Annotated in this window: 15 protein-coding genes; 14 read left to right on the top strand and 1 reads right to left on the bottom strand. The window is 46.7% G+C overall.

The genetic code is table 11. The features are described 5' to 3' along the window. Positions 1–1022: 1022 nt before the first annotated feature. From AABW11_RS07830 to AABW11_RS07885, 12 genes are all read left to right on the top strand, one after another. Positions 1023–1508, top strand: coding sequence for a nuclear transport factor 2 family protein (locus AABW11_RS07830; RefSeq protein WP_340104313.1), 486 nt, complete (start codon positions 1023–1025; stop codon positions 1506–1508). Positions 1509–2098: 590 nt separating this feature from the next. Beyond that, positions 2099–3922 carry an immunoglobulin-like domain-containing protein gene (locus AABW11_RS07835; RefSeq protein WP_340104315.1) on the top strand — a complete coding sequence of 608 codons (1824 nt, stop codon included), beginning with the start codon at positions 2099–2101 and terminating at the stop codon, positions 3920–3922. A gap of 972 nt (positions 3923–4894) precedes the next feature. Beyond that, a complete protein-coding gene (locus AABW11_RS07840) occupies positions 4895–5866 on the top strand; it encodes a hypothetical protein (RefSeq protein WP_340104317.1) in 972 nt (323 codons plus the stop codon). Positions 5867–6695: 829 nt separating this feature from the next. Next, a complete protein-coding gene (locus AABW11_RS07845; protein WP_340104319.1) occupies positions 6696–7646 on the top strand; it encodes an NAD-dependent epimerase/dehydratase family protein in 951 nt (316 codons plus the stop codon). 365 nt (positions 7647–8011) lie between these two features. After that, complete coding sequence (locus tag AABW11_RS07850; RefSeq protein ID WP_340104321.1) at positions 8012–9391, top strand: APC family permease; 1380 nt, start codon at positions 8012–8014, stop codon at positions 9389–9391. A gap of 292 nt (positions 9392–9683) precedes the next feature. Next, positions 9684–10457 (top strand): hypothetical protein, encoded by a 774-nt coding sequence (locus tag AABW11_RS07855; RefSeq protein ID WP_340104323.1) that lies wholly within the window; start codon positions 9684–9686, stop codon positions 10455–10457. A gap of 158 nt (positions 10458–10615) precedes the next feature. Continuing rightward, positions 10616–11392: a hypothetical protein gene (locus AABW11_RS07860; protein ID WP_340104325.1), complete on the top strand. Its 777-nt coding sequence runs from the start codon at positions 10616–10618 to the stop codon at positions 11390–11392. A gap of 125 nt (positions 11393–11517) precedes the next feature. After that, positions 11518–11898, top strand: coding sequence for a response regulator (locus AABW11_RS07865; protein ID WP_340104327.1), 381 nt, complete (start codon positions 11518–11520; stop codon positions 11896–11898). A gap of 477 nt (positions 11899–12375) precedes the next feature. Further along, positions 12376–13290 (top strand): hypothetical protein, encoded by a 915-nt coding sequence (locus AABW11_RS07870; protein WP_340104329.1) that lies wholly within the window; start codon positions 12376–12378, stop codon positions 13288–13290. 55 nt (positions 13291–13345) lie between these two features. Then, positions 13346–14257, top strand: a complete 912-nt coding sequence (locus AABW11_RS07875; protein ID WP_340104331.1) for a hypothetical protein — start codon at positions 13346–13348, stop codon at positions 14255–14257. Positions 14258–14349: 92 nt separating this feature from the next. After that, positions 14350–14589, top strand: coding sequence for a ribbon-helix-helix domain-containing protein (locus AABW11_RS07880; RefSeq protein ID WP_340104333.1), 240 nt, complete (start codon positions 14350–14352; stop codon positions 14587–14589). Then, the gene (locus AABW11_RS07885) at positions 14582–14869 is read left to right on the top strand and encodes a type II toxin-antitoxin system RelE/ParE family toxin (protein ID WP_340104335.1); all 288 of its coding nucleotides are present in this window, start codon (positions 14582–14584) and stop codon (positions 14867–14869) included. The genes AABW11_RS07880 and AABW11_RS07885 overlap by 8 nt, the downstream gene beginning before the upstream one ends. Before the next feature lie 142 nt (positions 14870–15011). Here the strand turns inward: AABW11_RS07885 and AABW11_RS07890 are convergent, their stop codons facing one another. Further along, complete coding sequence (locus tag AABW11_RS07890; RefSeq protein WP_340104337.1) at positions 15012–15749, bottom strand: DUF547 domain-containing protein; 738 nt, start codon at positions 15747–15749, stop codon at positions 15012–15014. 396 nt (positions 15750–16145) lie between these two features. On the opposite strand from AABW11_RS07890, the gene AABW11_RS07895 reads away from it, so the two are divergent. Then, entirely contained in the window at positions 16146–16922 is a 777-nt protein-coding gene (locus AABW11_RS07895) for a DUF3047 domain-containing protein (RefSeq protein WP_340104339.1), read from the top strand. A gap of 12 nt (positions 16923–16934) precedes the next feature. After that, on the top strand, positions 16935–17663 hold the full coding sequence (locus tag AABW11_RS07900) for a TIGR04283 family arsenosugar biosynthesis glycosyltransferase (protein ID WP_340104341.1): 729 nt from the start codon (positions 16935–16937) through the stop codon (positions 17661–17663). Positions 17664–18220: the final 557 nt, after the last annotated feature.

Below are 18220 nucleotides of genomic sequence, written 5' to 3' on the forward strand. Positions count from 1 at the left end.
AACCCCTGTTGTTTGAATCATTCAATCCTAAGCCGCCAACATGAATAAATCCATCGCGGCGCGGGAATCACCCTGGTTCAATTTGGGAATTGGTGCGCCGCGTATTGTCAAATCAACGTTGCTGTCATCTCGACTAAGCGAACGAAGAGATTGCACGGAGAGATCTCCTCGTGATGGGCAGGAGTTTTGAATATGCGTTGGTCAAGTCAGTTCTAAGAATCGGGAGATTTCTCGACTGCACACCGGAACAACCCCGGTGTTTCGCTCGAAATGACAAAGCGCTGGGTGTATTGAAGGGCGGCGTATTAGACTCCCAATCTTGCCAAACTTCCATTTACGCCGCCAATGCCAACTTATTCGCGGCGCGGCAATTAACCAGGTTCTTGGGCTGAGTCTTATGCGCCGCGCCTTCCCCAACCAGTGAACCTGTCATCTCGACTAAGTGAACGAAGAGAGCGCATGGAGAGATCTCCCCGTGATGGGCAGGAGTTTTGAATATGCGTTGGTCAAGTCAGTTCTAAGAATCGGGAGATTTCTCGACTGCACACCGGAACAACCCCGGTGTTGCGCTCGAAATGACAAGGCGCTGGGTGTACTGAAGGGCGGCGTTTAAACATCCCAATCTTGCCAAACTCCTATCGACGCCGCTAATGCTAATTTACTCGCGCCGCGGCAACTAACCAGTTTCTGGGGCTGAGTCTTATGCGCCGCGCCTTCCCCAAACAGTGAACCTGTCATCTCGACTAAGTGAACGAAGAGAGCGCATGGAGAGATCTCCCCGTTATCGGTGGGAGATATTAAAAAAAAGCTTTAAATACCCCATTTTGCCCAAATAATCCAAAAGTATGCGTGGTTTGTACAAGAATTCGGTCTCTCCCTGAGATACTTTTTGAGAGCAATCATTCAACTATAACCGGTGCATCAATGAAAAGCTACCAGCTATTCAATGAGTCATCAGTTGTATATAGGATAGAATAGAGTTGCCAGGTTCAAAAAATTCAAACCCGAGGAAAACGCACATTATGAAAACAAATTCGACCAACCTCTTTTTCGCTTCTTTACTAGCAGTTTTCTTATTCATGACGGCCTGCACTCAAACGCAAAACAGTAATCCAAATGTAGAGATCATAGAAGGTTTATATGACGCATTTGCAGCCGGGGATGGCGGGGCCGTGCTGGCAACTTTTTCACCGGAAATTGTCTGGAATGAAGCTGAAAGCAACTCTCTGGCGGACGGCAATCCATACGTGGGGCCACAGGCTGTTGCAGAAGGCGTATTTGGACGGATTGGACAGGAATGGGAGACATTTAATCTCACCGATCAAACCCTGTATGGGGTCGGTGAAGATATGGTAATGGCTACCGGAAGATACCAGGGAACGCATGCTGCAACCGGAAAGTCGATCAACGCACAACATGTCCACATCGGGTGGTTTGAAAATGGTAAGGTGACACAATTTCAACAGTACGTGGATACCAAACAGCTTGCTGAAGCGGAAGCGGAATAAATCAAGACAGAGAGAGCCCCGGAATGAAGTTCTTGAGAACTGCTTCGTTTCGGGGCTTTAATAAAGGGTCTGATAGAAAGGTTTGGGTTGTGTGTTGAACTGTCTAATTGTCGAATTGGTGAACTGTTGAATCGATTCTCGAACGACAAACAATTCCACAATTCATCAGTTCAACATGAGCCACCCTGCGCTAAAGCTACGGATGACACGCAAAGCGAACACTCAACAATATAACTTGTAGCAAAAACCCTGAAAATGCGCCAAAAGTCCAAACATTTGCGTGGATAGTCCAAGACTCTTTCGGGTGTAAATGGTAGAATAGTTTCGAAAATAGTGCCGGAAACTTTGTGTGCTTAACAACAATTTGAAAAGATCTTCTTACAGCAGATCGGCCCAAATTCTCTCCTTAACCTAATAGACATAACTATGAACATACTAACAATTATGAACACTTTAACACGATCCCTCCCCGCGCTGGCGGTGCTCCTCGCCACAGTGCTCTTCCTTGCTCCGGACCTCCATGCCCAGACCCTCGCTCTCGACATGGCTGCCAGCGACGCTGTCGCCGACGTTAGCAGAAGCTCGATAGCGTGGGGGACTACACGGGCGACGGCGCCCTTGACCTCGTCGTTACGGGGGAGGACGCCTCGCGCAACCCCGTCGGGCTGGTGTACCGGAACGACGGGGCAGGGGGGCTCGTGCTCGACGCGGCTGCCAGCGCCGTCGTCGCCGACGTTAGCAATGGCTCGGTGGCCTGGGGGGACTACACGGGCGACGGGTGGCTTGACCTCGTCGTCACGGGTGCCGACGCTGGCACCTTCAGTGCAGTGGGGCTGGTGTACCGGAATGACGGGTCGGGCGGGCTCGTTCTCGACGCAACCGCCAGCGCCACCGTCGCCGACGTGTGGAACGGATCGGTGGCGTGGGGGGACTACACGGGCGACGGCGGCCTCGATCTCGTTGTCACAGGCGATCAGAACTTCCTCTTTGGCAGTTTGAGCCAGGTCGGGCTGGTGTACCGGAACGACGGGTCGGGCGGGCTCGCGCTCGACCCCGTCGCCAGCGACCGCATCCCCAATGCTGAGGGGGGCACGGTAGCGTGGGGCGACTTCACGGGCGATGGGGCTCTCGACCTCATCGTTTCGGGCTTTCTCGGAATTACCCCTGTGACATCGGTGTTCAAGAACGTCTCAAATCTTCCGCCCGTTGCGGACGCCGGCCCCGATGGCGCCCTCATCACGCTCGATGGCTCCGGCTCCTCCGACCCCGACGGTGACGTGCTGACATACTTGTGGTCTGAGGGCGGCGCCGAGATCGCCACGGGCTCCACGCCTACCGTCACGCTTGGGCTCGGCACCCACACGATCATGCTGACCGTCACCGACCCGTTTGGCGAGACCAGTTCGGACGACGTCATTGTCACCGTCGAGGACACGACTCCGCCCGAGATAATCCTCGCCGGCGACGACCCCGCCACGGTCGAGTGCGGTACGGCCTACGCCGACGCCGGGGCTACCGCTGTCGACCTAGTCGACGGTCCCGTCACGGTCGCCCTTGACGCCAGCGCTGTCGACACCGACACGCCGGGCACCTACACCGTCACGTACGAGGCCACCGACGCAGCCGGGAACACGGCCACGGCTGAGCGGACTGTGACCGTCGAAGACACGACGGCCCCTGAGCTCACCGTGAGCGCCGACCCGCTCGTGCTCACCCGGCCCAACCACAAGTACGTCACCGTGTCGCTCGCCGACCTCGGCCTTACGGCTGCCGACGCCTGCGACGGCACCATCGAGCCGGGACAGGTCTACGTCGCCTCGGTGTCGAGCGACGAGCCCGAGAACGCTAGCGACGACGGTAACACGTTTGATGACATCGTGGTCGACGATTGCCGGACGGTCCGCGTCCGCGCCGAGCGCGATGGGATGGGCAACGGCCGAGTCTACACGATTACGCTGGCCGTGGCCGACGCCGCGGGCAACGTGGGCACGGCGGCCTACGAGGTTCAGGTGCCGCTGAGCAGCAACGGCGAGGCCGCCGTACCTGACGGCGCGGTCTACACCGTCGACGGGTGCGACCTGAGCATCCCGGCCGTGGCTCCGCCTGCCGCAGCGCTGGCGCCTGTTGGCTTCGGTCCCGAGACAGCGCCCGCCGAATTTGCTTTGAGCGCGGCCTACCCCAACCCGTTCAATCCCACAACCACGATCAGCTTTGACCTTCCCAAGGCCTCTTTTGTCAGCCTTTCTGTCTATTCGATTCTCGGACAGCAGGTGGCGCAGCTCGTGAATGAACAGAAAAGCCCCGGCCGTTACACCGTCAGTTTCGACGCATCCACCCTCTCCAGCGGAATCTATCTGTATCGCCTGCAGACCGATTCCTTTATGGAAACCATGCAGATGACGCTGGTTAAATAGTGCCAGCCATATCGCAACAGCCCCGCCCCGGTACTCCCGGGGTGCGGGCTTTTGTATAAAGAGAACGAACCCGCCGAAGGCAATCATGCCCCGATGGTCAACATCCCTTTTTGCCTGCACAACAGGCGATTGACGGGACTACAAAAAATAATGCCTTAGAGCGCTATAGGGTCTGCGTTGTAAGGCTTTTTTTAAGTCATGGTCCGCCGGCCGCCGAACTGAAAAAACGTAAAGCCTAAAAAGACCTTTAAAAAAAACCGCTCTCATCATGTACGGGGTTTTTATGATCTTTTAATCTCCGTCCGACATCACATGTAACTTACCTTAGACTACCCCGGCAGTAGACTCGGCGCCGCTTCACCGCTATAAAAAAACGGTTTTCCACGAATTCGTGATTCGAAGACCAGGAAAGCTTCGGATGACAAGCGAAGCGACCACTCGACAATTCAAGGGGAGAGGGGACTTTGGGAACACCGTATATTTCAATATCGAACATTGAACACTGAATGTCGAATACGAAGGGATCCTGAGCGTTAATCTGCGCCGTGGGGGCTTGCAGTGACCTCAGCGTTGAGACAGGTTGATGTGTTGAACTGGTAAACTGTCGAACTGTTATACTGGTTTACTGTCGAGTCGATTCTCGAACGACAGACAATTCCACAGTTCATCAGTTCAACGTGAGCAACGCGAACACTCAACCGTTCAACTTGCGGCAAAAACACTGAAAATGTGCCAAAAGTCCAAACATTTGCGTGGATAGTCCAAGTATTTATCCAGCCTACACGGTACAATCAGGCTGAAACAGGTATTTCTTAATGGATAGCCCTGGTAACGGACACAACTGTCTCCGGAAATTGTACGACAACCACTGTAAGATACCGTGGTTTTTTTGCGACCAAACAATTCCAGGGAAACCAGCCCGGAAGCGTTGAACCTACCTGACAATCCGAAATAAAATAAAATCAAATAAAAATGAAAAAAAGAACCAAAATTAATACGCTTTTAGTGGGCGTTATCGTGTCACTAAACATGATCGGGTGTGAAACGAATGTTACACAGCCAAACCAGACTGACGAACAGCCGGGACTTGCTATTACGAAATCGATGGATGTAGTGCTATCAACATCAACCGACTACAGCAATCATACTTTAGTTTTAGGATATGCTGAATATATTACTGACCCTGCAAGCGATGAGGCTGGTGGTGTTGTTTGGTTCCAAAAAGATCTTGGAAATGCCCAATTATCACATGACTATGTTTATCAAGATCCTCGAAGTACATGGAATGATCCGGAAGCGGGTCTTACATACGGAGTAAAAGAAGGAAACCAATCCTCTGATGTTAATTTGACGAATCAAATTGGCTGGATGCATGACTCAATTAAGACTTGGGATAATCAAGCATGCGCTGATCTTACGTTAAGTGAGAATGACGTCAGTGACGATACGCCCGGAGTAGTAGAAAATTTCTTTAATGGAGGTGGTATTAATCCTGGCCTGATAGAAGCTAATTTGACACAAGTAGGTTTTCTTAGTCCAGCTGAGTTCCCATACTTTGCATTTAACCCAAATGTATTGGGAGTTGCATTTACATTATTTTGGACTGATGTGAATGGGGTTCTAACAGATATTGACAATAATGGTAAAATAGATGTCGCTTTCCGTGAATTATACTACAATGATCGGTATGAGTGGGCAGATAATGGATTAGAAGGGCGACAGCCGAACGGACAGAGAATTTTTGATTTCCCCACTGTAGCTATTCATGAAGCCGGACACGGGGTAAGCATGGCTCATTTTGGCAACATTGGTCTCAAAAAAGGCTCTCTTTTTGCTGCCCCCAGAAGCATAATGAATGCAATTTATGGTGGATTACTGAGAGAACCTGTAGGACGTGACAATGGGTCGTTTTGCAGCAACTGGGCACAATGGCCTAATAACTGACCGTCAAAACAATTTCATGCTTAAAGGAGGCCAATTTGTTTGCCTCCTTTTTTTATGCGTGTTGAATCCTTTACCACTTTTATCTTCATCTCAAAGTAATAGTTACATCATACCACTTTTTAGTGGGGCTGTTAACGGCCAATATTTTACGGAATTAAGTTGGACACATGATTGGAGTAGTGGCCTCTTTATTTTAATTATCAGAAAAATACAGAGAGTCAATTTTTCGATGACCAAGGAAGGAAACAAATTCGTTTTTTAATCACCTGAGTTCGATTAAAAATAATGTTAAAGCAGTCCAAAAAGGGCGTCATCTCGCACTTGATGCGTGATCTACAGTCTTTAACAAAGGTAGGAGATGCGGGATCTAAGTCCGGCATGACATAATTGTTGATGAATTAACTTAACTAACGCCCTTTTTGGACTGCTTTTGGGGGTATTTGACAAGTTTAAGAATAGAACTCAGGTTAATCGATTAGAAAAGAGTCACTAAGTAGGCAGATTACCGAACTAGTAAATCTGCGGAAATAATCGAACTCTCATTCACATCTTCTGAATGGGATAATATCATAAATTCTGAGAGCACACAGTTCAGAATATCCGAACGGCACACAATTCTACGGTTCATCAGTTCAACGTGAGCCACCCTGCGCTATAGCTACGGATGACAAGCGAAGCGAACACTCAAGAGTTCAACTTCCGACAAAAACCCTGAAAATGCGCCAAAAGTCCAAACATTTGCGTGGATAGTCCAAAAGGTTGACGTCGCCTTCATTTACATTCAAATGAGGAGAAAAAACTTAACCATCACCAACACATCCACACAACTATGAAAACAGCAGGTATTATTGGCGGTTCAGGATATATCGGCAGCTACGTCACGAAACGATTTCTCGAAGAGAACTACAGCGTGAGGGTGTCTGCCAGGGATATCTCTAAAAAGAAAAAGTATCAGCATCTGAAGCAGCTTCAGAATGCAGAAAACCTGGCCATTGTTCCGGCCGACGTAACGGACATCGAGTCACTGAGGGCGTTTATGGATGGATGTGATATTGTCGTTCACACCGGCACGCCGTTTCAGCTGGACGTAAAAGATCCAACCAAGGAGCTTTTTGAGCCCACCATCAAAGGTACCGAGAATTTCCTGGCGCTCATCCAGGAATCGGGCACGGTAAAGCAAGTGGTGGTTGTGGCCTCCGTTGCCGCATATAACACGGGGTACCCGTTGCCGGTTGAGGGGCGCCCGGCTGATCATCTCTACACCGAAAGTGATGAGCCGCACCTGAATGAGGAGGGGCATCCTTATGCGCAGGCCAAATATTATGCTGACCAGGTCGTCCAAAAATTTATAGCCGACCACCCGCAGTCCGACATCGACATTGTAAGCGTGTACCCTGTGGGCGTAATGGGGCCGGCTCTATCCCAGCGGGATGATTCCACATCCATGGGCCTGCAGTATCTGTTCAAACATAAGATTGCACCCAACCCATTTGTGCAGATGCTGTATGACAACGACATGGAGTTTGCCATCGTGGATGTCCGCGATGTAGCCGAGGGGATTTTCAGGGCAGCCACCAAGGGCGGATTGCACGGCAGACAATACTACCTGAGTTACGAGAGCTGGAAGGTGTCGGATATTTCACGCATGCTGAACAGCGAGCCGGTAATGGAGAAACGCAGATTTGTGTATAGCGGCATGCGTGCAGAGCAGGAGTTGGGGCTGTCATACAAAACCGCTCACGTTTCATTCAGTGACTACGCCGCAGCAAGCGGTGGTTGAATAGTATACCCGCATCGAGAGGCTGTGAGGAAATTCGATAACATATTTAGATTCAGTTAAACTTTTAAGGCAAATAGATTTATTTCGAAGCTCCCCTCTCTGTCAATCCGCCGGCTGGCGGAGCGATAGGGAGGGGACGGGGGTGGGTCAGAAAGACTGGAAGCGCTGAAATTGACAGGATTCTTAAATTAATTAGGGGTGAAATATTTGGAAATCAATTTTCTCACAGCCTCTCGAGAGAGAAGAGGGATGTCCCTCTAAGTCTCGAAATGTCTATCAAAAGGTATTATTCTACAAAAATTTATCCCTCATTACCCTTGGTCGGTTAGCGCAGGGACATTCTTCAAAAATCAACTAACTAAACGATGACTGAACCAGAAATGCCGCTCAACAACCAAACCACCCTGAGTTCGGATGGCCTTAAACGGACCATCAGTGTTTGGGGTTTGAGCGCCAACATTGTGAACATCGTGGTGGGGACCGGTATATTTGTCTTACCGGCCATTGTAGCCGCCGGTTTGGGATCGGCCGGTTTGATTGCCTACCTGTTCTGTGGTCTGCTTATTGCCCTTATTATGCTCTGTTTTGCTGAGGCGGGAAGCGAAGTTACCGACTCGGGCGGGCCTTACACCTATATTGAATCGGCTTTCGGCAAATATGCCGGGTTTATGACCGCCAACCTTTTCCTGATTGCATATCTGGCCGGCGGGGGCGCTGTTGCCAATGCCGTAGCCGATATCCTGGCAGCCTTTATTCCCCTGCTTGATGTTAAGCCGGTAAGGATTTTCTTCTTCCTGATCATGTTCGGATTTTTTGCCTGGATCAACATACGTGGGGTACGATTGGGAATCGGACTGGTTATTTTCACAACCATTGCCAAGCTCATCCCGCTTTTGTTACTGGTCTTGATTGGCTGGAAAGATGTAATCGGTGATAACCTTTTGTGGGAGTCCATTCCTGACATCAGCAGTATTGGACAGATTTCGCTCGTACTGTTTTTTGCTTTTACCGGTGCTGAGGTCGGGTTGTCTGTTGGTGGTGAGGTAAAAGAACCTCAAAAAACTTTTCCGCGAGCGATCCTTATCGGAATTACCGGCGTTTTGGTTATATACACGCTTATACAAGCCGTTTCTGTTGGAGTGCTTGGAAACGGTCTCGCCAGTTACCCGGAAAATCCGCTGGCAGAAGTTGGGGGTGTGGTTTTTGGTCCGATTGGCATTACACTGATCACAGTGGGGGCGGCGGTTTCCGCTTTTGGAAACCTGAACGGCGGGATATTAAACTTGCCCCGTGTACTATTTGCCGCAGCCAGAGACCGGGTAATACCACCTGCGGCACTTGCAAGAGTTCACCCTGAATATAAAACACCCCACATTTCCATCCTTGTTTTTACAGCCATTATATTTCTTATGGCGTCCATGGGCGGGTTTCAGGTACTTGCCATTGCCACCAGTGCGATCTCTTTGCTTGTCTACCTTGGCGTTGTGCTGGCGGTCATTAAACTAAGGAACGTTGTACCTGATCACGCCCAATCCTTCCGCATCCCGGGCGGATATATAGTACCCGTGGCGGCGTGTCTCGCTATCCTTTGGTTCCTGTCGCACCTCACGGGCAGGGAAGCCATCGCGCTGCTGATTCTTGTCCTGATACTTACGGCCGTGTTTTTCCTAAAGCGCTTTGTGGAAGCAAAAACCGCAGAGCCTGTCAGGAAAAAAGAGATCATCTCTGAACCAGGTGAATCATGATGGCATGCTAAAAAGTCTTCCGTAACACCCACAAAAAATTAAACCCAACCGATGCGCCGTCTGACCAAGCTTCAACCATTTAACCGACAGGTGGCCATAAATTGCGTGAAAAGTCCAAACATTAGCGCGAATAGTCCAAGACTGTAACAAGAGTAAACAGTAAAATAGTCCTGGAAACGGGAGTGACTATGTTGGCGGATGCCTTATCTCGTCAATGTTTAAAATACCGATCCATTTAAAGTCTGGCTTAACGGGCAGATATATAAACACAAAAAATCAAAAGATAATTATTATGAAAATAAGAATAACCTCTACACTATTGTTTGCAGTTTTTGCCTTTTTGGCGGTGGATGCAATCGCACAGGAAACCGAAGAAAACGTACGCATGGAATATCTTCTTTGCACGCTGAATGAAGGATTTACATTTGAGGATGTAATGAACGATGCGAAGGAGTATGGCGAAAAAGTTTCAGCCGACGGAAGTATGTATAATCAATTTCTGCTGCGGCCGATGCTTGTGGGGCAACGTCTTGTTGGAGAAGGGACTGAGAGTATCACCCATATTATCGCCGGCATGTGGCCCAATGGCGAAGAGATGTACAAGGAGTACGGCAACTATGTAAATAAGTATGTTGATGAGGATAGCGAAAATAGCCCGCACACCTGCAGGATATCATATGCAACGATGGATCATGTTGTAATAGATGACTTTCGCGAAAATGAAACCACAGATCAAAGATGGCCTGTTCAGTTGGCGGATTGCACACTAAAAGATGGTGTGTCCATGGAGTATGCTATCCAGGTTCAGAAGGATGTGCATGAGGCAGCTCTTGAAAATGACATGGGTGGATATGGCGTTCATTTTCAGGTACCCTACCTCGGTTTCGAAGATGTTGAGATTGATTTTCTTTCTGCTGCATGGTGGCAAAGTTTTGAACACAGAGGAAATATGGCGCAAAACTACTATAAGATTGCGGAAACTCACGGCCAGCAGATGAATTCTATTGTTAGCTGTGAAAATAACCGGGTCTATTTTGCAGAGCGGCTTTTCACGACATGGGATTAACCATAATCCTTATAAACTGAGTTCGATTATAAATAAGGGCCAAAAGCACTCCCCACCTGTGTAAGGAGGGGAGTTTTTGACTCCTAACAATAAAATTATTTATCGAAATAAAACGTAGCAATAATCAACGATTTTAAACTCTATTAAACAGAACTATTATGAAAACACAGAAAATATATACATCCATTTTATCGGTACTCATCACAGGCATCCTTACCGGACTTATTTCCGCACCAGCCGTACAGGCCCAGGATGAAGAAGATAGTATGCTTCTGTCAATGACGGAATTTGTTGTAAAACCCGGCCACAATACCCAGTTCATGGAAGGGGTTAAAGCCTGGAAAGAGTGCTACCTGGAACATGAAGGTGATTGGACGTGGAATATGTGGAGCCGCGTACAGGGAGAAGGTAACGTATATGCGCTTACCTCCTTCATGGAAAACTGGGCGGAAATGGACGATACCTCCGATGAAGCCGGACAAGCTTGCCAAAACCTGGCGGTAAACTTAATTAACCCCAGCGTTGAGAAGGCTACCCGTAATATGGCCAGTACCATTCCATCGATGAGTATGGCACCCGGAGCAGCGATGGATGTTATTAATGTGAGGTACTGGAGGTTGAATAATCAGAACCTCTTCAGGGAAACGGTATCGGAGGTTGAATCAACGCTGGTTGATGTAGAAGGAGCGCCGAGATCATGGTGGTATGAGCTGAACGGGGGTGACCTGAACGCGCCGCACTATTTTGTGGTAACACCATATGAAAATTTCGCAGCTATGGACAATGAAAGAGATGGCGTCTGGACGGTTGTGGAAAATGAACACGGAGAAGATAAAAGAGAGGAACTTCAAAATAGTTATAGGGAATCCGTAGATGAGACCTGGGCTTTTATGTGGCGAAGGATGGCGGATATGAGCTATAGCGGCGAAGAGTAGCCTGGTGGTTGTGATTAAACAGCAGTCGCCGTTCCTAATTTATTTTAATTGCGGTTGCTGCTGTTTATTTAAAAAAGCTATTTGTGCCAAATTTCAAATAAGAAAGACTACAAGAAGAAAAAGCTATGAAATTTTTAGTTGTAGACGATGAACGCGATGTGGAAATGCTATTTAAGCAGAAATTCAGAAAAGAGATGCGGAGCGGGTTGATTGAGCTGGAATTTGCCTTTTCGGGTCAGGATGCGCTCGACCGCCTTCAGAGCATTCAGCCACCGGATGTGATGTATATTTTTTCGGATATCAATATGCCCGGGATGTCTGGCCTGGAACTGCTAAACAAGATTAAAGCTCAGTTTCCGCAGATCCAGGTGAGCATGATCTCGGCCTATGGAGATGACGAAAACTACCAGAGAGCCATCGATTTTGGAGCCAAAGAATTCTTCACAAAGCCGATTGATTTTGCCTCGCTGAAACAGGAGATGCAGGAAATGTTGGATCAGGATTGAAATGCAAAAAATCATCGGATGAGTTTTTCGGAAAATCGAGTCACGCGGGATTATTAAATATTAAGGTAAAAAGGCCTCCTCTAAAAAGGAGGGGACTTTTTTAGCTCTTCGATGAAGAGTAAGAATCGAATCCAGTTTACAAAGGATCCTGTTCCGATATAAATAATAAATTTGATTATGATAGATCTTCCGATGATTTAAAACTTTAAATGTGGTGCTACTGTATTTCAATTCTCAAACCGACAATCAATAGATCTGTGAAGTCGGTTTAGAAACTGAGTGTTGACTTTATAGCAGATTCATGAAATCAACCCTATAACCCGGACATCATTATAAGCATAACGGATACTGGCCCGGCTCGGGAACGATAATCAAGCTATAACACACGTGCAAAAGGCAGCTGAAAATGCCACGATCATGTAGCTGGCAGGCAGCATAAATTAAACGAATAACGGGTATCATGATATTCGGAGTAAAATGAAAAACCTGCTTTTATCAAAAATTCTGCCTTTTAGTCAAAGTGGCAAGGCGGAATCACAGCTTCTCGAACAGCGATACGTTAATCTGCATACGACGTATGAAAAAATCAGACTTGAAGAGGAAAGGATTAAACAGTTTGCACCTTTAGTTGATAAGATCGATAAACTTTTTGAACTCCCGAGAAGCTGGGACAATGCCAATCAAATTGAGCAGTTTCTGGTTCCCATTTATACCCCACCCGAATTGGATTTAGAGATCAAAGTGAAGCTTTTGCATGCGAAGAGAAGGCTTCGCGAAGAATACTGGAGGTTTTATGATTCTGAATTTGGTGAGTTGAATGAAGAGCAGAAACAGAGTCTGCTCAGCAGATTATACAAAGATTTGCACTGGGCGTATGATGTTGAAGAACTTGGAAAGGATTATACGACGAAGACACGCATCAGAACCAGCATTCTTTTTATCGTTTCAATATTTATGTTTTTCATGATTGATCAGGTACCATTCATTGCTGACTTACTATCGATTACACCCGGTGAGAGAGGTGATTTTATCGTAACTGCCATGGCAGCCGGCTGGATGGGCACTTCCTTCAGCATGCTAATAAGTTTGAAAAATCGTATAGAAATTAGCTCGATCTCTGATTTAAAAGTGATCCACCGCTTTGATTATCTATCGTCGAGAGCACTAATTGGAATGATAAGCGGCCTGCTTCTTTTTTACGCTTTCGAGTCGGGCATTCTGACCGGGATATTTTTTCCGGATTTTAGTACAGAGAGTACAGACTCATTCAGCGGCGACAGAAATGCCGCCCTTTTAATAGTCTGGTGTTTTGTTTCAGGTTTTTCGGAAAAACTTGTGCCGGACCTTCTCAATAAAACGGAGCAAAACATGTCTCAAGACAACATAAAATAATTGTGCAAACTCTTTTTTTATGAACCATCTAAACTTCCAACATAAGCATGCGATCATGAAGATAAATTATAACCACTACCTGACAATACTTTTACTATTCACAGCAGCAATTATGTTTACTGCCTGTGAAAATTCCGGAGAAAAAATATCAGAATCGCATGACGGCGCCACGACTTCAATGCCACACGAGCCGGGCCTTTCTCATGAAAGCATGGAGGCAGGCCAGCTTGTGGTCGAGTTCGCGGCACTGGATTACATGTTTGCCGGCCCCTCCGAAATCCCGTCCGGCTGGACGACCTTTCGTATGCCGAACCGGGGCGAGGAGCATCACGTCATGATACTCATTCAGATGCCTGAGGGAGTCTCTTACGCGGAGTATAACGAAGCAAGAGCCCAGCGTGCTATATCGGGAGAATCGCCTGATTGGTGGGATGATCTGGTAGTTATGGGCGGACCTGCTGCGCTGGCTCCCGGCTTTACAGGTGAGACAACGATGAAACTCGATTCGGGGGAGTACGTGATGGTCTGCCCGGTACCAACCGCCGACGGAACGCAGCACAGCGCCCTCGGCATGATGCGTCCGCTCACTGTCACGGAAGAAGAAACCGGCGCCCCGGAGCCGGAAGCGGACATCACCATGACGCTCCAGGGCCTCGAATTCGAGATGGATGGAGTCATTACACCGGGGCGTCATACGATTCGTGTGGTCTTTGAACATCAGCCCGAAGGCAAACCGCATGACGTACACGTTGCGCGTCTCGGGCCGAATCAGACACTCAAGTATTTTGCCACGGCAATGGAAACCCTTGATTTAACCGACGTCTACTTCATCGGCGGTGCAGAGGACATGCCCGAGGGCTACACAGCCTATTTCACCGCAGACTTTGAGCCGGGGCGATATGCATTCTGGTGCCATTACCACTCAAGAGATGGGATGGTGGAGGAGTTCACCGTCGAACCGCTATAGTGTTAAGTCAAATATGAAATGGTGTGTGACATGGTTAAACTAAGTTGCGGCTGGTTCACATTTGGTGTAATTTTGCATCAAAACAAAAATTTATGGCAAGACAAAGCATATCTCTTACGAGACCAAATGATGAGTGGTTAAAAGCACAAGTAAAGAGTGAAGAATATTCCAGCAAAAGTGAACTTGTGAATGATTTGATCAGACAGGCTCGTAAACAGCAAGTTCAAGTTGATTGGATCAGAGCAAAACTAAACAGATCTGAGGCCGGCGGATTTACTGATGAATCGAAAGAACAAATCTTAAAACAGTCAAAATCATTACTGAGTGGCTAACTATCGATTAAGTAATGAAGCGAAGGAAGACTTAATAAGAATTCATCATTACGGAGTCGAAAAGTATGGAATAACTCAGGCTGATAAATACTTTTACGCGTTTTTTGAACATTTTGAAATTATCGCTCAACGACCATTTTCTTTTGAATCAGTCGATTATATAAAAGACGGATACAGACGATGTGTTTGCGGGGTTGACAGCATATACTTCAGAATAGTGAATGATACAGTTGAAATAATGGCGATTATTGGAAAACAAGACCTCAATAATATTCCGTAATCGTTTCAGCAGTATTTTCAAATCTGTTTATCAACTCGTTTTGCGCGTTTTTGCAGACCTCACTATCAATGTATTCTCAGAATAAGGGTTTGTATTAATAGTTCAAGGTAGGCTTCTCCTGAAAGGGTTCACTAATAAAAAATCACAACTCTTTATAGTTACCAAGCTCCAGTGTCCAGTCGTATTCTTTAAAATCAACAGACGGATCGGCATCCTCGGGAATGATGCCATAGGATTTGATCATTTCAATGGCCCCATCAATACCGCCAAAATCGCCCCTGAACCAGCTGATGAGACGAGTCACCTCAACTCTGTTCTCTTCCGGATAATAATCTGTGGTATCTTCAAGATATTCTTTGGCGCCAATTCGGAGCTGCTCCTCAACCCGATCGGGATCAAAAGGCGCGATGTACGGACAACTGGCCGCCCCGCAATTTATCACGAAATGAATTCTCGGATCCAGTTTATCCCACCAAAACCGCTTGATGAAATCATCCACAAACCATTGGTCAAGATAACCCAGCGAGAGTTTAATTTTTGACCGCCTCATGATTCCGTGCTCAATATCATCAAAGCTAAGTTCTTTCCCGGCAATGGTTACCTGTGGTGCTGTAAAGAAATTATAGCCAAACAAGCTGTTGCGATCTTCAAATAGCTCAGGTTTGTCAAGCAGGAGGATCTGCACGTAAGCGTTGTATACATTGATCCAGAACGCTTTCTTGTCAGATTCTGAATCCAGGTTTTGGTACAGCTCATCTTCCGGTACAGTTGCCAGCCTGTTCGTCATCATAAAATGAGGCTCTCCATCGCGCACGGCCTCAACGAGATCTTTCGAGAGTTCGGCATATGATGCAACGCTGCCAAGGGTGTCTGCAGCCACTATATCTTTGGTTATATTCGCTAAAACAGAATTTTGACTTGAAACTATACACAGCAAAAAGATCATAAATAACCGGATCAGTGTCTTGTGATTTAGAGGAAGCGGGAACGAGAGTCTTTTCGATGAAATCATAAATGGGGAAAAAGTTTGGCATCATTAAACATTAAAATAGAGAGCGAATCCGCGGTATTAAATCAGAACAATCTACCGGCATAAATATCTTGTATTACTAACAGTAACCAATTTAAATACTCTTTTAACAAGGCAATTTAACAGTTTTGTGAGATGTCTGATGGTTCTATTCTATTAAATGAGGTGAACCACGGTCAATATTCTCACTTGAACACAGAGTCAGAAAATCGCGTTATTCGTGTATAACAAAACAATCATTTTATCATGCAGAATTTCAAACATATTTATTGGATCGCTACACTCATCACACTTATTTCCGGGCTGCTCGTTTATACCAATGTAAATGACCGGATTGTTCTGGATCCCGCTGAGGCAGATGAATTTACGCTGGACCCAGCCGAATTCGATCCTGATGATGAGGATGCCAAAATTTTCCGCTACTCCAAATTCGGGCGCAAAGATGAAGCCGTGTATAAGCGCGGAACCCGTGAAAGTGACGGCGCCCCGATTATCGTCGCATCCAGCGATAATTCAATATCAACAGTGACAACTCCCCTCACCGCCGATCCCACAATTTTTCAGAATGTTGATTGGGAATGGAAAATTGAGTCTGTGCTCCCTTCCGGCGACATGACCAAAAAAGACGGCGATGATTTCGCTGCGAGGGTATATGTAACGTTCGATTACGATCCCTCGAACCTTGGCTTTGGGGAGCGAATCAAATACAACCTGTATAAGACCTTTACATCGTTTGAAATTCCGCTTCGATCGCTAAACTATGTGTGGGGAAACAAGCCGGATAGAGTGGGCGATACGGCACCGAGCCCATTTTCCGACTGGGTTCAGTATGTGGTTGTGAAGTCAGGCAATGAGGAAGCCGGAGAATGGCATACCGAAAAGCGAAATATTTTAGAAGATTACCGGATGGTCTACGGCGAAGATCCGCCGGCAATCAGCGGGATAACTATCATGACCGATTCGGACAATACCGGAGAATCAACCCAGGCCTATTTTGGCCCCATTACCATATCGAAAGAATAAGCGGGAGAGCGAATGAGTAAACAGAAGATCGACGATGAACCCCTAATGAGTATTATTATTCCCGCCTATAACGAGGAGCAAACGATAGTGAAGCAGATTCAAAATCTGGCGGAATGCAGCCTGGGGTTTCCCACTGAAATCATTGTCGTGGATGGAGGAAGTACAGATCAAACAGTCAGGAAAGTAAGGGAAATCGATTTTACCTGCCTTGTCACTCAATCGAAAGGCCGCGCGGTACAAATGAATGCAGGCGCAGACTATTCGAGCGGATCGATTCTTTATTTTGTCCATGCCGATTCAAAACCTCCTGATTCGTTCCAGAATGATATTAGAAAAGCTTTGAAAAATGGAGAACAAGCGGGCTGCTACCGGTTTACGTTCGATTCGGATCATCTCTTACCAAAGTTAAATTCCTTTTTCACCCGCTTTGACCGGCTCATGTGCCGGGGCGGAGACCAAACGCTTTTTGTTACCCGAGGCCTTTTTTACGAGCTCAATGGATTTAAGAATGATTATAAAATTATGGAAGATTTTGAATTTATAAGGCGCCTGCGTAAAAGGGAACCGTTCACAATTATTCAAAAAGACACAGTGGTATCAGCCCGAAAATACGATCATAACAGCTACCTGAAAGTTAACCTTGTCAATTTTGTGGTGTTTATGATGTTTTTTTTCGGCGCGTCTCAGGAGGCAATGATTCACGCCTACAAGCAGTTGATTGCCAATACGAAGTTTGGATAGCTGCGCTAAAAATCATCACCAATACTTAAAGACCACTGCAAGTCATACCTGAAATAATGTGGCAGGTAATTGTGTGTATCCTCTTATTAACTAAGGGATTTGTTTAACTGACCATAATTGCCGGCTCCTTATTTAATAGCAGACATATACACTAAATATTGGTTAATAGTTAATGGTATAAAATAAAATCTAAGATAGTTGACGGACGGTTAATAAATCTACAAGATTGCGTGCCAGTGATTTACAAAACCATTATTAAGGATTAAATAAAATAATAGTATTAAATAATGTTCATTTTTTTTACAGGAATTGAATCTATAAATTAAAATCGATTAATGGCTGCGTGTGTGCTTTAAGGTAATCAATACATCCTGCCGGGTTTGAATTGATTCTAAAAAATCGGGGCGGATTAAAGTCCTGTTTGGGTAATCGTATCTATACCATTTACAACATATCATCTGTGGGTACTAAATGTAAATCTCAGGTTCAACTGGGTAGTTCTGCTGTTGTCGTGATCGTTCCGGGCGTTCCGGAAAACAATTGTGGATTTTTCCTGA

The sequence above is a fragment of the Rhodohalobacter sp. 8-1 genome (genome assembly GCF_038150125.1).
Lineage (GTDB): Bacteria > Bacteroidota > Rhodothermia > Balneolales > Balneolaceae > SW132.

Bases quoted from the DNA above. Each gene is read 5' to 3' on its own strand.
- AABW11_RS07830 (WP_340104313.1), top strand. From the start codon at position 1,023: ATGAAAACAAATTCGACCAACCTCTTTTTCGCTTCTTTACTAGCAGTT.
- AABW11_RS07840 (WP_340104317.1), top strand. From the start codon at position 4,895: ATGAAAAAAAGAACCAAAATTAATACGCTTTTAGTGGGCGTTATCGTG.
- AABW11_RS07845 (WP_340104319.1), top strand. From the start codon at position 6,696: ATGAAAACAGCAGGTATTATTGGCGGTTCAGGATATATCGGCAGCTAC.
- AABW11_RS07850 (WP_340104321.1), top strand. From the start codon at position 8,012: ATGACTGAACCAGAAATGCCGCTCAACAACCAAACCACCCTGAGTTCG.
- AABW11_RS07855 (WP_340104323.1), top strand. From the start codon at position 9,684: ATGAAAATAAGAATAACCTCTACACTATTGTTTGCAGTTTTTGCCTTT.
- AABW11_RS07860 (WP_340104325.1), top strand. From the start codon at position 10,616: ATGAAAACACAGAAAATATATACATCCATTTTATCGGTACTCATCACA.
- AABW11_RS07865 (WP_340104327.1), top strand. From the start codon at position 11,518: ATGAAATTTTTAGTTGTAGACGATGAACGCGATGTGGAAATGCTATTT.
- AABW11_RS07870 (WP_340104329.1), top strand. From the start codon at position 12,376: ATGAAAAACCTGCTTTTATCAAAAATTCTGCCTTTTAGTCAAAGTGGC.
- AABW11_RS07875 (WP_340104331.1), top strand. From the start codon at position 13,346: ATGAAGATAAATTATAACCACTACCTGACAATACTTTTACTATTCACA.
- AABW11_RS07880 (WP_340104333.1), top strand. From the start codon at position 14,350: ATGGCAAGACAAAGCATATCTCTTACGAGACCAAATGATGAGTGGTTA.
- AABW11_RS07895 (WP_340104339.1), top strand. From the start codon at position 16,146: ATGCAGAATTTCAAACATATTTATTGGATCGCTACACTCATCACACTT.
- AABW11_RS07900 (WP_340104341.1), top strand. From the start codon at position 16,935: ATGAGTAAACAGAAGATCGACGATGAACCCCTAATGAGTATTATTATT.